General features: G+C 59.8%; 12 protein-coding genes. 3 read left to right on the top strand and 9 right to left on the bottom strand.

Annotated features, from left to right (window positions below; all coding sequences use genetic code 11):
- Nucleotides 1-85 precede the first annotated feature (85 nt).
- From PSPTO_RS01670 to PSPTO_RS01660, 3 genes are all read right to left on the bottom strand, one after another.
- A complete protein-coding gene (locus tag PSPTO_RS01670; protein WP_011103094.1) occupies nucleotides 86-1,702 on the bottom strand; it encodes an ABC transporter permease in 1,617 nt (538 codons plus the stop codon).
- Between the two features lie 207 nt (nucleotides 1,703-1,909).
- Complete coding sequence (locus PSPTO_RS01665; protein WP_007247176.1) at nucleotides 1,910-2,911, bottom strand: extracellular solute-binding protein; 1,002 nt, start codon at nucleotides 2,909-2,911, stop codon at nucleotides 1,910-1,912.
- 118 nt (nucleotides 2,912-3,029) lie between these two features.
- Nucleotides 3,030-3,734 (bottom strand): Crp/Fnr family transcriptional regulator, encoded by a 705-nt coding sequence (locus PSPTO_RS01660; RefSeq protein WP_011103093.1) that lies wholly within the window; start codon nucleotides 3,732-3,734, stop codon nucleotides 3,030-3,032.
- An 84-nt stretch (nucleotides 3,735-3,818) separates the two neighbouring features.
- Here PSPTO_RS01660 and PSPTO_RS01655 point away from each other — a divergent pair, with 84 nt between their 5' ends.
- On the top strand, nucleotides 3,819-4,343 hold the full coding sequence (locus PSPTO_RS01655; protein ID WP_011103092.1) for a DUF962 domain-containing protein: 525 nt from the start codon (nucleotides 3,819-3,821) through the stop codon (nucleotides 4,341-4,343).
- A gap of 262 nt (nucleotides 4,344-4,605) precedes the next feature.
- Here the strand turns inward: PSPTO_RS01655 and PSPTO_RS01650 are convergent, their stop codons facing one another.
- The 6 genes from PSPTO_RS01650 to dibA form a co-directional block, all read right to left on the bottom strand.
- On the bottom strand, nucleotides 4,606-5,586 hold the full coding sequence (locus tag PSPTO_RS01650; RefSeq protein ID WP_003380252.1) for a sulfate/molybdate ABC transporter ATP-binding protein: 981 nt from the start codon (nucleotides 5,584-5,586) through the stop codon (nucleotides 4,606-4,608).
- A 2-nt stretch (nucleotides 5,587-5,588) separates the two neighbouring features.
- On the bottom strand, nucleotides 5,589-6,461 hold the full coding sequence (gene cysW, locus PSPTO_RS01645; RefSeq protein ID WP_003380253.1) for a sulfate ABC transporter permease subunit CysW: 873 nt from the start codon (nucleotides 6,459-6,461) through the stop codon (nucleotides 5,589-5,591).
- 13 nt (nucleotides 6,462-6,474) lie between these two features.
- Entirely contained in the window at nucleotides 6,475-7,296 is an 822-nt protein-coding gene (gene cysT, locus PSPTO_RS01640; protein ID WP_005763424.1) for a sulfate ABC transporter permease subunit CysT, read from the bottom strand.
- A gap of 94 nt (nucleotides 7,297-7,390) precedes the next feature.
- Nucleotides 7,391-8,407, bottom strand: coding sequence for a sulfate ABC transporter substrate-binding protein (locus PSPTO_RS01635; protein ID WP_011103091.1), 1,017 nt, complete (start codon nucleotides 8,405-8,407; stop codon nucleotides 7,391-7,393).
- Nucleotides 8,408-8,553: 146 nt separating this feature from the next.
- Nucleotides 8,554-8,736: a sulfur starvation response protein OscA gene (oscA, locus tag PSPTO_RS01630; protein WP_002551397.1), complete on the bottom strand. Its 183-nt coding sequence runs from the start codon at nucleotides 8,734-8,736 to the stop codon at nucleotides 8,554-8,556.
- Nucleotides 8,737-8,926: 190 nt separating this feature from the next.
- On the bottom strand, nucleotides 8,927-10,858 hold the full coding sequence (gene dibA, locus PSPTO_RS01625; RefSeq protein WP_011103090.1) for a phosphodiesterase DibA: 1,932 nt from the start codon (nucleotides 10,856-10,858) through the stop codon (nucleotides 8,927-8,929).
- Between the two features lie 156 nt (nucleotides 10,859-11,014).
- On the opposite strand from dibA, the gene desA reads away from it, so the two are divergent.
- Nucleotides 11,015-12,199, top strand: coding sequence for a delta-9 fatty acid desaturase DesA (gene desA / locus PSPTO_RS01620; RefSeq protein ID WP_044393593.1), 1,185 nt, complete (start codon nucleotides 11,015-11,017; stop codon nucleotides 12,197-12,199).
- Between the two features lie 133 nt (nucleotides 12,200-12,332).
- Nucleotides 12,333-13,331, top strand: a complete 999-nt coding sequence (locus tag PSPTO_RS01615; protein WP_005763415.1) for a GGDEF domain-containing protein — start codon at nucleotides 12,333-12,335, stop codon at nucleotides 13,329-13,331.
- The last annotated feature ends 203 nt before the right edge of the window (nucleotides 13,332-13,534 follow it).

Here is a 13,534-nt window from a genome sequence, read left to right as displayed (position 1 = left end):
TTTGCAGCACATTACAGCTGACCGAATAATCTGACAGACCGCACCAATTGCGGCGCATTGTAGCCGCAAGGTGAGGGGCCCGCACCTAGCCAATCTGACGGGCAGAGCGACGAATCAACACAATGACAGGCAATAATCCTACAAGCACCAGAGACAAAGCTGGCAATGCAGCCCGCGCCCACTCGCCCTCGCTGGTCATTTCAAAGATGCGCACGGCCAGCGTATCCCAGCCAAACGGGCGCATCAGCAGGGTTGCCGGCATCTCTTTGAGGACATCGACGAACACCAGCAATGCCGCGCTCAGCGCTCCCGGAATCAGCAGCGGCAGGTACACGTTGAGAAACAACTTCGGTCCACTGACCCCCAGACTGCGTGCGGCTTCGGGCAACGAGGGGCGGATGCGCGACAGGCTGTGTTCCAGCGGCCCGAAGGCGACGGCGATGAAACGCACCAGGTAAGCCAGCAGCAGGGCTGACAGACTGCCCAGCAACAGCGGCTTGCCCGCGCCGCCCAGCCAGCCCGACAGCGGGACGACCAGCACCCGGTCCAGGTAACTGAACGCCAGCATGATTGAAACGGCCAGCACCGAGCCCGGTAGTGCATAACCCAGGTTGGCGAGACTGACGCCAGAGCGAATGGCCGGCGTGGGTGCCATGCGTCGGGCAAAGGCCAGAATCATCGCGACGCTGACGGTGATCAAGGCCGCCATGCCGCCCAGATAGAGAGTGTGCAGGATCAAACCGGTGTACCGCTCGTCGAGGTCGAAACGGCCACGCTGCCAGACCCAGACGATCAATTGCAGCACCGGTACGACGAAGGCGCAGAGAAACACCAGCCCGCACCACAGGCTGGCGCTCCATGCCTTGACGCCGTGTAGCGTGTAAAGCGCGGTAGCGCGGGGCCTTTCGTTGCCCGGCCGGCTTGCGCCACGGGCACGACGCTCGCCATACAGCAGGATCAGCACCGCCAGCAGCAACAGGCTGGCCAGTTGCGCGGCGCTGGACAGGCTGAAGAAGCCGTACCAGGTCTTGTAGATAGCGGTAGTGAAGGTGTCGAAGTTGAACACCGATACCGCGCCGAAATCCGCCAGGGTTTCCATCAACGCCAGCGCCACACCCGCGCCGATGGCCGGACGCGCCATCGGCAGCGCCACGCGCCAGAAGGCCTGCCAGGGCGAGTTGCCCAGCACGCGGGCTGCTTCCATCAGCCCCTTGCCCTGCGCCAGAAACGCGGTGCGCGCCAGCAGGTAAACGTAGGGATAGAAGACCAGCACCAGCACGATGATCACCCCGCCGGTGGAACGCACTCTTGGCAAGCGCAGGCCAGCGCCGAACCATTCGCGCATCAGGGTTTGCACCGGGCCGGAAAAATCCAGCAACCCGACAAACACGAACGCCAGCACATAGGCCGGGATTGCAAACGGCAGCATCAGCGCCCAGTCCAGCCAGCGTCTGCCGGGAAACTCACACAGGCTGGTCAGCCAGGCCAGGCTTACGCCCAGTAGCGTCACGCCCACGCCAACCCCCAGCAGCAGGATCAGCGTGTTGCTCAACAGGCGCGCCATCTGGGTTTCAAGCAGGTGCGACCAGATCTGCGTGTCGATGGTCTCCCATGACAGCAGCAAAACGCTCAGCGGCAACAGCACCAGCGCAGCGATGGCAAAGACCAGTGGGTACCAGCGGCGTTGGACAGGATGGGCCAAGGGGGTTCTCGAAATGAGGAGTGATCAGTTTTTAAGTCATACATCTATGCGGCACGGCTCACTCACGCTGGAGCGCTCAGCGATACACAAGTCTGTTTTTGATTCTGGCCGAAGGCCGTGGGCAGAAGCCAGAAAGCCCCGTATTCCGGGCTCGTCAGGCTTGTGTATACCGCTGAGCGTGGGCGCGATAGGGCAGTGGGTATTAAATCAATTCCAGCCTGCGCGATCCATCATGCGAATGGCTTCTGCCTGACGCTTGCCTGCCACTTCGACAGGGATGGTGTCGGCCTTGAACTGCCCCCAGCTCGCGACTTCTTCCGAAGGCGCCACGTTCGGGTTGGCCGGGAACTCCTGGTTGACGCTGGAGAAGATCTTCTGCGCCTCAGGGCCGGTCATCCACTCCACCAGCGCTTTGGCCGCTTGCGGGTGCGGCGCATGCTTGGTAAGGCCGATGCCCGACAGGTTGACGTGCACGCCACGGTCCGCCTGGTTCGGCCAGAACAGCTTCACCGCCAGGTCCGGGTTCTGCTTGTGCAGGCGGCCATAATAGTACGTGTTGACGATGCCCACATCGCACTGCCCGGCATTGATTGCTTCAAGCACCGCGATGTCATCGGAGAACACATCCGTAGACAGGTTATTCACCCAGCCTTTGAGAATTTTCTCGGACGCTTCTGCGCCGTGGGTTTCAATCAGTGTAGCAGTCAGCGACTGATTGTAGACCTTCTTCGCCGTGCGCAGGCACAGACGCCCTTCCCAGTTCTTGTCGGCCAGCGCTTCATAGGTCGTCAGCTCGACCGGTTTAACCCGGTCGGTGGAATAGGCGATGGTGCGCGCACGCAGGCTCAAGCCGGTCCAGCCGTGGGTAGACGAGCGATACTGCGGCGGAATGTTGGCTTCGATGACCGGCGAAGTAAATGGCTGCAGGATGCCCATCTGCTCGGCCTGCCAGAGGTTGCCGGCATCGACCGTCAGCAGCAGGTCGGCGGTCGCGTTTTCGCCCTCGGCCTTGATGCGCTGCATCAACGGCGCTTCCTTGTCGGTGATGAACTTGATCTTGACGCCGGTCTTTGCCGTGTAGGCATCGAACACCGGCTTGATCAGCTCGTCGATACGGGAGGAATACACCACCACTTCATCGGCAGCCTGGGCGGCGCTGCCCAGCAAAGTCAGTGTCAGCGCAGCCAGAAGACGCTTGCTTGCCTGCATCGGGGTATCTCACGTTCGCAAATGAGGCGAAATGGTAGTGAATCCCATTTGCTATCTCAATCGAAGAGGCGTCGGAGCCGTTACCGAATGTTTCCGGCCTGTAACGCAGAGCGCCTGATCAGCACACCGCCCTGGCCCTGGAGAAGTTGGCAATCTTGCGCAGTTTGTCGACATCGAACACTTCCAGTTGCCCGATGCCCAGGCGCACGACCTTACGCTCGTGCAGATCTTCAAGTACTTCAAGCAAGGCCGAGTGCGAGAGGTCTTGCAGTGAGGTGACTTCATCAAGCGTAATCAAGCGCCGTGCATGGCTCAACGGTCCATACCCTTCACTCAGCAACAACAACCGCGATGCGACCCGCGAACGAGGCGGCAACAACTGAAGCTTCTCGGGGTTTTGCAGCGGCAAACCGAGCTTCTGACTCAGCAGCGCAGCGAAATGGCGCCAGTATTCGGGATGCCGGTCGAGCAAGGAGACCAGAAACGAGTGCGGCACCTGCAGGAAGATAGTCTGCTCCAGTGAACAGACATCGAAGCGGCGCGGCATTTCATCGAACAGCGAGACTTCGCCGAACCAGTACGGCCGCCGGATCGGCTCGAGGCGAGGTCCCAGCCGCTGAAAATGCGCGCCACCGATGCGCACGTCACCTTCCAGCAGTGCATAAAGACCGCACGGCGCAGCGCCTTTTTCAAACAGCATCTTGCCGGGCGTCTTGCGGACCTGGCGAGCGGCGTGCAGCACGCTATCCTGCAAAGCGGCAGGCAAGTGTGAAAACCAGTAGTCGGACAGCAACGATGACCGCCACAGCACTCCGTTTGTCATATTTGCTCCCTTTTATTGCAGGCAATCGTATTGCAAAGGCGATACGTTAACGGAACCCGATCATCGTCGCAGGCAGGAATAATAATGAAAACCCTTGTCGATCATCTCAGCCAATACGCGTCCTATCACCGTGACTCACGCAACATCTTGACCCACTTCGTGGGCATCCCGCTGATCGTGCTGGCCGTGGCGGTGCTTTTATCGCGTCCGGGCTGGAACATCAGCGGGCTGTGGATTTCCCCAGCGGCGCTGCTGGCCCTGGGCTCGACGGTGTTTTACCTGCGGCTGGACAAAGCGCTGGGCGCGGTGATGGCGGTATTGCTGGCGCTGTGCATCTGGGCGGGGGCCAATCTCGCGCAGCAGGCGACCATGGCCTGGCTGAGTGCGGGCGTCGGGTTGTTTGTGATTGGCTGGATCATCCAGTTCATCGGCCATTATTACGAAGGCCGCAAGCCGGCATTCATCGATGACCTGACAGGCCTGATTATCGGCCCGCTGTTCGTGGTCGCGGAACTGGCGTTCCTGATGGGCCTGCGCAAAACCTTGCAGCACGCCATCGAAGAACGCTCCGGCCCGGTGGGGCGGAATGCGCGCAAGGCGGCGGTGTAAAGGCTCTGCTCGCTTTGCACTAAGCATCTATAGCGATGCGCAAGTCCTGATGGTCGAAAAATCTCGGAGTTTCTGCCCGAAGGGCGTGGGAGCGAACTTGTTCGCGAAGGGGTTGTTACATCCGTTGAAGATGTATCGCCCGGAATGGAGCTTTCGTGGACAAGCGAAGCGTCGCCCGGTCCACTCCCACGGCCTTCGGCCAGTATCAAAAGCGAACCTGAGTACAGCGATTGACGCTGGAGCATCGCTCCAGCGCAGGCCATCAAAGCTTCTGCCACACCTTCGGCTTGAAGAACAGTGTCTCGCCCTTCGCCAGCCCGACCAGGCTGTCGTGGTCTTTCACCACTTCGGCCTCGATCAGTTCGTTCTGCCCTTCTACCTTCAGCGTCACCCGTGTGGTAGCGCCCAGCGGGCGGATGTCGCGGACTTCGGCGGCGTGGTGGTCTTCGATTTCCTGGCGTGACAACGAGACTTCGTGCGGCCGGAACAGCACATGGCCCTCGTCGCCCAGGCTCAGGCGGTTGGAGTCACCCAGGAAGTGGTAAACGAAATCGTTGGACGGGTTCTCGTACACCTCGCCCGGCGAGCCGATCTGTTCGATCACGCCCTTGTTCATGACCACGATGCGGTCGGCCACTTCCATGGCCTCTTCCTGATCGTGGGTCACGAACACCGAGGTCAGGTTGATGTCCTCGTGCAAGCGCGCCAGCCAGCGACGCAGTTCCTTGCGGACCTTGGCGTCCAGCGCGCCGAACGGCTCGTCCAGCAACAGCACTTTCGGCTCGACCGCCAGTGCGCGGGCCAGGGCGATACGCTGACGCTGACCACCGGACAACTGCTCCGGGTAGCGATCAGCCAGCCAGTCCAGCTGCACCATGTTCAGCAGCTCGTGGACTTTTTCCGCGATGCGCGTTTCGTTCGGGCGCTCGCTCTTGGGCTTCATGCGCAGGCCGAAGGCGACGTTGTCGAAAACGGTCATGTGGCGGAACAGCGCATAGTGCTGGAACACGAACCCGACGTTGCGATCACGCACGTCATGGCCGGAAACGTCTTCACCGTGGAACACGATGCTGCCGTCATCCGGAGTTTCCAGACCGGCAATAATGCGCAACAAGGTAGTCTTGCCGCAGCCTGACGGGCCCAGCAAAGCGACCAGCTCGCCACTCTGGATGTCCAGACTGATGTTGTTCAGGGCCTTGAAGGCGTTGAAATTCTTGCTGACGTTACGGACTTCGATCGACATGATTATTCCTCCGCCGCGTTATGGCGCAGACGGTTAATGCGCGATTCGCTCCACTGCTTGAGCAGCAGGATGAACAGCGCCAGGATCAGCAACAGGCTCGCCACGGCAAAGGCTGCGACGTGGTTGTACTCGTTGTAGAGAATTTCGACGTGCAGCGGCAGGGTGTTGGTAACGCCGCGAATGTGCCCGGAGACCACCGACACGGCACCAAACTCACCCATCGCCCGTGCGGTACACAGCACCACGCCGTAGATCAGGCCCCATTTGATGTTCGGCACCGTGACATGCCAGAACATCTGCCAGCCGTTGGCGCCGAGCAGCCGCGCGGCTTCTTCTTCCTGCGTGCCCTGCTCCTGCATCAGCGGGATCAGCTCACGCGCCACGAACGGCACGGTGACAAAAATGGTCGCCAGCACAATGCCCGGCAGAGCAAACACGATCTGGATGTCGTGGTCCTGCAACCACGGCCCGAACAGGCCCTGCGCACCAAACATCAACACGTAGACCAGACCTGCGATAACCGGCGATACCGAGAACGGCAGGTCGATCAGCGTGACCAGAATGCTCTTGCCACGGAACGAGTATTTACTCACGCACCACGCCGCGCTGACGCCGAACACCACATTGAGCGGCACCGAAATCAGCACCGCAATCACCGTCAGCTTGAGGGCCGACAAGGCGTCAGGTTCAAGGATGGCGGTAAAAAATGCACCCAGACCGTTCTTCAGCCCCTGCGACACCACGATGAACAGCGGCAGACCCAGAAACAGCACGAAGACCAGCCAGCACAGGCCGATCAGAATACGCCGCGACACCGCGCTGCCACGACGGGCTGCGTTGGCGGAGGCGGCGGCTGAAACAGATGAATAAGACATGTTCTGCGCCTCCTCAGGATGGGGTTTCGATACGCCGCTGCAGCAGATTGATCAGCAGCAGCAGAATGAAGGAAACCACCAGCATCATTACGCCGATAGCGGTGGCGCCGGTGTAATCGTACTGGTCGAGTTTGACCATGATCAGCAGCGGCAGAATCTCGGTTTTCATGGGCATGTTGCCGGCGATGAAAATCACCGAACCGTACTCGCCCACGCCCCTGGCAAACGCCAGCGCAAAACCGGTCAGCCAGGCTGGCAGCAAGGCCGGAACAAGGATGTGGCGGAACACCTGCAGCGGACGCGCACCCAGACAGGCGGCGGCTTCTTCGACTTCTCGCGGGATATCGGCCAGTACAGGCTGCACGGTACGCACCACGAACGGTAGCGTGACAAACGTCAGCGCCAGCGTAATGCCCAGCGGGGTGTAGGCGATCTTGAAGCCAAGATCAGCGGCGAACTGCCCGACCCAGCCATTGGGTGCGTACAGCGCTGTCAGGGCGATACCGGCCACGGCGGTCGGCAGGGCGAACGGCAAATCGATCATCGCATCGATGATCTTGCGGCCGGGGAAGGTGTAACGCACCAGCACCCAGGCCAGCAGCGTACCGATCACGCCGTTGATCAGGGCCGCGTAGAACGCGGTGCCGAAACTCAGTTTGAGTGCCGCAATCACGCGAGGCGCCGTGATGATGGTCCAGAACTGATCCCAGGTAAGCTGCGCGGCATGTATGAACATGGCGGCCAGCGGTAGTAGCACAATCAGACTGAGGTACACCAAGGTGTAGCCCAGCGTCAGCCCGAAGCCGGGTATGACGGGGGAGATACGACGCGACATAAAAGTCCCTGGTTTCACTTGCACGAAGCCCGGACGTTAATCCGGGCTGCTTGACTAAACCTGTGATGCCGCTCGCGCGGCATCGTCATTCGGTTTATTGCGCTTGGTAAATCTGGTCGAACACGCCGCCATCATTGAAAAACTTCGGCTGCGCAGTCTTCCAGCCGCCAAAGTCTTTGTCGATAGTCACCAGGTCAAGTTTCGGGAATTGCTTCTCGTATTTGGCAGCGACTTCGGCATTGCGTGGACGATAGTAATTTTTTGCAGCAATTTCCTGACCTTCCTTGCTGTACAGGTGCTTGAGGTACTCGGTCGCGATCTCAGTGTTGCCCTTCTTCTCGGCGTTTTTGTCGACCACGGCAACCGGAGGTTCGGCAAGGATCGACAGCGAAGGTACGACAATATCGAACTTGTCTTTGCCTTTGCCGCCGTCTTCGTTCTGCGCCAGGAATGCTTCGTTTTCCCAGGCCAGCAACACATCGCCCTGACCGTTGTTGACGAAGGTAATGGTCGAGCCGCGAGCGCCGGTGTCCAGAATCGGTACGTGCTTGAACAACGTCTGCACGTATTCTTTGGCTTTGGCTTCATCGCCGCCGCCCGCTTTCAGGCCGTAGGCCCAGGCCGCCAGAAAGTTCCAGCGCGCCCCGCCGGAGGTTTTCGGGTTGGGGGTGATTACGGAAACGTCTTTCTTGATCAGGTCGCCCCAGTCCTTGATGCCTTTGGGGTTGCCCTTGCGCACCAGAAACACGATGGTCGAGGTGTACGGCGTGCTCGCGTCCGGCAGTCGGGTCTGCCAGTTTTCAGGCAGGGTTTTGCCGAGCTTGGCGATTTCGTCAATGTCACCGGCCAGCGCCAGGGTCACCACATCGGCACGCAGGCCGTCGATTACGCCACGCGCCTGCTTGCCCGAGCCGCCGTGAGACTGGTTAATCTTCACGGTGTCGTCCGGATGGGACTTTTTCCAGAAGTTGACGAATTCTGCGTTGTAATCCTGATACAACTCGCGTGTCGGATCGTAAGACACGTTGAGCAGTTCGTAATCCTTGGCAACAGCCGAACCTGCGAAAACAGCACTGGCGAGAGCGGCCAGAGCAAAACGGCGAATGGACATAGATGAAGCTCCTGGAATGCAGTGTGTTGGCTTTTTTGATTTCTTCTTCGCGCGCCAGAGCGGCATCCGCAACGACGCGCTGCTTTTTTTCAGGGTTGTATCAGGAGTCAGGATGAAGCCCTCCGGTGGACCAGTCGGGTACCGTTTCAGCTCTGCTTGGCGGCGGGGTTCTGCAAACGAAACTTTTCCTTGCGCTCGATCTGCACCACTTGCGCGTTGTGCACAGTGATTTCGACGGCGCCAAAACGCAGGTCACGCAACGCACTCTGAATTTCACGCAGAATTGCTGCTTCGTCCTGACCGTCAACACTACGTAGAGATGCGCTCATTATCTTTTTCCTTGAAATGTGAGTTTCCGGCCTTCGCGACTGGGGGCGATGGCGTATGGCGGTAGGGCAATAATAGTGACGCGCGGATATTCTTAAAAAGACTATTTAAGAATGCAGATATAACCAAAAGACATTTAGCAAGTTGATGTCTCGCCAGGATGCGTTGCACACCCTGGCAAGCCTGATGTTTTCAGGACGCGCCAGGGCCAAAAACAGGCGCGTGAGACCAGTCGATCAGGTGCGCAGCCATCGGCCGTGCAAACCAGTAGCCTTGCCCCAGCTGACAGCCATTCTCCAGCAGAAATGCAGCCTGGCTGGCCTGTTCGATGCCTTCCGCCAGCACGCGCATGCCCAGGCTGGCGCCCAGTGCGATGACGGCTCGGACAATCGCGATATCGTCGCCGTCACCCGGCAGCCCGGCCACGAAACCCTGGTCGATCTTCAACTTCTGCACCGGCATGCGCTTGAGCCGCAACAGTGAAGAGTAACCGGTGCCGAAGTCATCGATGGCCAGGCTCAGGCCCAGCTCACGCAGCCGGTGCAGCTGCTCGATCGCCTGTTCGGGGTCTTCCATGACTGCGCTTTCCGTCACTTCCAGCTCCAGAAAAGCCGGATCAAGCCCGATATCGTGCAGCACCTGCGCAACCTGACGGTCGAGATCGCCGCGGCTGAACAGGCGGCTGGACACATTGACTGCGACGAATGCAATCGGTACGCCCTCGGTCAGCCAGGCGCGCATCTGCCGACAGGCGGTGTTCAGCACCCAGGCATCAATGTCAGCGATCAGGCCGTTCTGTTCGGCGATGGGAATGAATTCGCCCGGCGAAACCATTCCGCGCGTAGGGTGCTGCCAGCGCACCAGCGCTTCGACGCCGCAGACAGAACGGGTGATGAGGTCGTGGACCGGCTGGTAGAAAACCCGCAACTCACCCTGTTCGATGGCCTGACGCAGCTCGCCGGCCAGTTGCACGCGCTGCTGGGCGTGGGCGGTCAGTTCCTCTGTGTACAGCGCATAACAGTCGCGCCCCTCACTTTTGGCCTTGAACAGCGCCGAATCGGCATTGCGCAACAACTGCTCGGCGCTCTGTGCATCGCCGGGATACAGGCTGATGCCCATGCTGGCGGTGACAAACAACTGATGCGCGGCGATGACAAACGGCGCCTTGAGCACCTCGCTGACCTGTTGCGCCAACGCAGCAGCCCGGACCACCTGCGAGCAATTCTTGACCAACAGGGCGAACTCGTCGCCGCCGGGACGTGCCAGGGTCGTTTCGTTGCCGCACAGGCCTTTGAGCCGCTCGGCGACGGCCTTGAGCACATCGTCACCGACGTTGTGGCCGAGGCTGTCGTTGATATTCTTGAAGTGGTCCAGGTCAATCAGCAACAGCGCGCAGCCGCGCTTGCTGGCGCGTGCAGAGGTCAGCGCCTGACTGATGCGATCCGTCAGCAGCAGCCGATTGGGCAAATCGGTCAGGGCGTCGAAATGGATCAACTGAGCCAGTTCTCGCTCGGAGCGTTTGATGGCCGTGATGTCGGAGAATACCGCGACAAAGTGTTTGAGCTGGCCATCGTCGCCCATAACGCTGCGAATGGTCTGCCACTGCGGGTAAATCTCGCCGCTCTTGCGTCGATTCCATATCTCGCCGCTCCACTGGCCCACGCTGAGCAGCGAGTGGTACATCTGCCGGTAGAACTCCGGGCCGTGGCGGCCGGATTTGAACGTGCTGGGGTTGAAACCCAGCACTTCCTCGGCTTGATACCCGGTGATGTCGACAAATGCACGATTGACGTGAACGATCCGCCCTTGCGCATCGCTGACCAGCACGCCTTCACGAGTGCTGTCGAACACCGCCTCGGCCAGCCGCAGCCGGTCGTAATCGTCCTGCTGGCGCTCGAAATGCGCCTCGCCACCGATGATTTTCCTCAACCTGTCACGCGCAACGAAGATCGTCACCGCGCTGAGCAGCACCCAGGCGTAACCGGCCATCTGATGGCAGAACGCCAATCGAGCCGGTTCGTCGACGAAAAGGGGCAGCAAAATGTCGCACGCCATAAACCACAAAATGGACAGCAGCCCATACAGGACGGCCGTTCGCAGCGCGTCACGGGAGTAATCTGACATCAGAAACGAAAAACCTTATGAAAAGGCAGAATTATAAAGCAAGAAACATTCTGCGACGCTTATCTGAAAGGGTGACTGGTTTTCTGTGTGATGTCAGTGATAATGCTCATCGCAACTTTTTTCTTCACGAGTCACTTTTCGAGGGCCAAACAGCCTATGTGGTACAACGGTTTGCTCGACCTTTCTGTCTGGCAGGTAATAGCAGTCACGCTGGCGATGACCCACGTGACGATCGTCGGGGTCACGGTCTATCTGCACCGCTACTCGGCCCACCGCTCGCTTGAACTCAATGCGGGGCTGAAACACTTTTTCCGCTTCTGGCTGTGGCTGACCACGGCGCAGAACACCCGCGAGTGGACCGCCATCCACCGCAAACACCACGCCAAATGCGAAACCGTCGACGACCCGCACAGCCCGGTCGTCAAAGGCCTGTCCACCGTCTTGCGCAAAGGTGCCGAGCTGTATCGCGAAGAAGCCCAGAACCAGGACACTCTGCGTATCTACGGCAAGAACTGCCCGGAAGACTGGATCGAGCGCAATCTTTACTCGCGTTACAAAATGCTGGGTATTGTGCTGATGGCAGTCATCGACCTGGCGCTGTTCGGTGCCATCGGCATCACCGTCTGGGCGATCCAGATGATGTGGATTCCGTTCTGGGCTGCCGGTGTGGTCAACGGTCTGGGTCATGCCGTCGGCTATCGCAACTTTGAATGCCGTGATGCGGCCACCAATCTGGTGCCGTGGGGCATCGTGATCGGCGGCGAAGAGCTGCACAATAATCACCACACCTACCCCAACTCGGCCAAGCTTTCCGTCAAGCCGTGGGAATTCGACATGGGCTGGGCGTGGATCAAGCTGTTCAGCTTCCTGCGTCTGGCCAAGGTCCAGCGGGTCGCGCCTATCGCCCACCGAGTAGAAGGCAAGGGCCATATCGACATGGATACTGCCATGGCGATTCTCAACAACCGGTTCCAGATCATGGCCCAGTACCGCAAGCTGGTCATCGCGCCACTGGTTACCCAGGAGCTGGCCAAGGCCGACGAGTCAGTGCGTCATCAGTTCCGCCGCGCCAAAAGGCTGCTGTCACGCGAGACCAGTCTGCTCGATGACAAGCACCATCTGCGCATCCAGACCATGCTCGAGCACAGCCACGCGCTGAAGGTGATTTATGAAAAGCGCCTGGCCTTGCAGCAGATCTGGGTCAAGACCAGCAGCAACGGTCATGACATGCTTTCAGCCATGAAAGAGTGGATTCACGAGGCCGAAGCCAGCGGCATTCAGTCATTGCGCGAGTTCGCCGATCAACTGAAAACCTACTCGTTACGCCCTGTCCACGCCTGATACCGTTGATCGGCGCGCCTCTGGTGGGCGCGCCCGTTCCGGAACTTCCCCCCGTTCAACCTATCTCATCAACTTTCCCGGGCTCTTTGGGAAGGTGTGTGGCGCTGGCCGCAATCGCTTGAGATGCGCTCTTATGGAAAAGCAGTCCCCTACCGCCCTACCCGGCACGCCGATCACTGATATGCCTGCAGCCGCAGAAACCCTGTTAGCCCTGATGCACGCCCAGGCAGAAGTCGCACGCCTGAGCGAGCGCGAACAATTGTTCAGCTCGTTGCTGGTGAGTGTGAACGCGGTTCTGTGGGCGTTCGACTGGGAAACCCAGCGCATGATCTACGTCAGCCCGGCTTACGAGCACATTTTCGGTCGCTCGGCCGGGCTGCTGCTGGCTGACTACAGCGAGTGGCGCGACAGCATCTACCCCGACGACCTGAATTACGCCGAGCGCAGCTTGAGCGAAGTCATCGAGAAAGGCGCTGTCGAGGACCGCGAGTACCGCATCATTCGCGCCGACGGCGAAGTGCGCTGGCTCAGTGACAAATGCTTCGTCAGCCACCGCGCCGACGCCAGTCAGCGCCTGATTGTGGTGGGCATTGCCGAAGACATCACCGACAAAAAGCACCTCGAAGATGAGCTGCAGCGCCTGGCCACGACCGACGTACTGACCCAAAGCAGCAACCGCCGGCACTTTTTCGAGTGCGCCCAGCGCGAGTTCGAACTGGCTCGCCTCAACGGCACGCCGCTGGCCTTCCTGTTGCTGGACATCGATGACTTCAAACTGGTGAACGACACCTACGGCCACCAGGAAGGCGACACCGTGCTGCAACGCATCGCAGAAAGCGGCCGCTCGGCATTGCGGCGTGGCGATCTGTTCGGCCGGATCGGCGGCGAGGAGTTTGCAGCGGTGTTTCCTGGCTGCGCACCGGAGATGGCCATGCAGATCGCCGAACGCTTGCAACGCGAGATCCAGCGCCAGAACTTCCAGGCAAATGGCAGCACCTTCAGCATCACCGCCAGCCAGGGCCTGACCAATCTTGGCCCAGAAGACCAAGGCCTGGAAGCCCTCTACGGCCGCGCCGATGCAGCGATGTATCAGGCCAAGCGCCAGGGCAAGAATCAGATTGTGCTGGTGTGACGCACCTTAAGTAACCTCAACTACCGTGCGACGCTGGAGCGTGCGGAACGATAACCTCAACTACCGAGTTATCGTGCGACGCTCCGCGTCGCATGCCGCCCTGGACGCTCTGCGTCCGATCTTGAATAGGCGGCGCAGCTGAGCTTTTGACGCAGAGCGTCAGGATGATGTTCGCCTGTGGGAGCAAGCTTGCTCGCGAAGGG

This window comes from Pseudomonas syringae pv. tomato str. DC3000, assembly GCF_000007805.1.
Taxonomy (GTDB): domain Bacteria; phylum Pseudomonadota; class Gammaproteobacteria; order Pseudomonadales; family Pseudomonadaceae; genus Aquipseudomonas; species Aquipseudomonas avellanae.
The sequence above is the reverse complement of the archived record's forward strand: the minus strand, read 5'-3'. Positions and strand labels throughout refer to the sequence as shown.

Coding starts and splice junctions, on each gene's coding strand:
- PSPTO_RS01655 (WP_011103092.1), top strand. CDS start 3,819: ATGAAAACCCTTGTCGATCATCTCAGCCAATACGCGTCCTATCACCGT.
- oscA (WP_002551397.1), bottom strand. CDS start 8,736: ATGAGCGCATCTCTACGTAGTGTTGACGGTCAGGACGAAGCAGCAATT.
- PSPTO_RS01650 (WP_003380252.1), bottom strand. CDS start 5,586: ATGTCGATCGAAGTCCGTAACGTCAGCAAGAATTTCAACGCCTTCAAG.
- PSPTO_RS01635 (WP_011103091.1), bottom strand. CDS start 8,407: ATGTCCATTCGCCGTTTTGCTCTGGCCGCTCTCGCCAGTGCTGTTTTC.
- desA (WP_044393593.1), top strand. CDS start 11,015: ATGTGGTACAACGGTTTGCTCGACCTTTCTGTCTGGCAGGTAATAGCA.
- PSPTO_RS01660 (WP_011103093.1), bottom strand. CDS start 3,734: ATGACAAACGGAGTGCTGTGGCGGTCATCGTTGCTGTCCGACTACTGG.
- cysT (WP_005763424.1), bottom strand. CDS start 7,296: ATGTCGCGTCGTATCTCCCCCGTCATACCCGGCTTCGGGCTGACGCTG.
- cysW (WP_003380253.1), bottom strand. CDS start 6,461: ATGTCTTATTCATCTGTTTCAGCCGCCGCCTCCGCCAACGCAGCCCGT.
- dibA (WP_011103090.1), bottom strand. CDS start 10,858: ATGTCAGATTACTCCCGTGACGCGCTGCGAACGGCCGTCCTGTATGGG.
- PSPTO_RS01665 (WP_007247176.1), bottom strand. CDS start 2,911: ATGCAGGCAAGCAAGCGTCTTCTGGCTGCGCTGACACTGACTTTGCTG.
- PSPTO_RS01615 (WP_005763415.1), top strand. CDS start 12,333: ATGGAAAAGCAGTCCCCTACCGCCCTACCCGGCACGCCGATCACTGAT.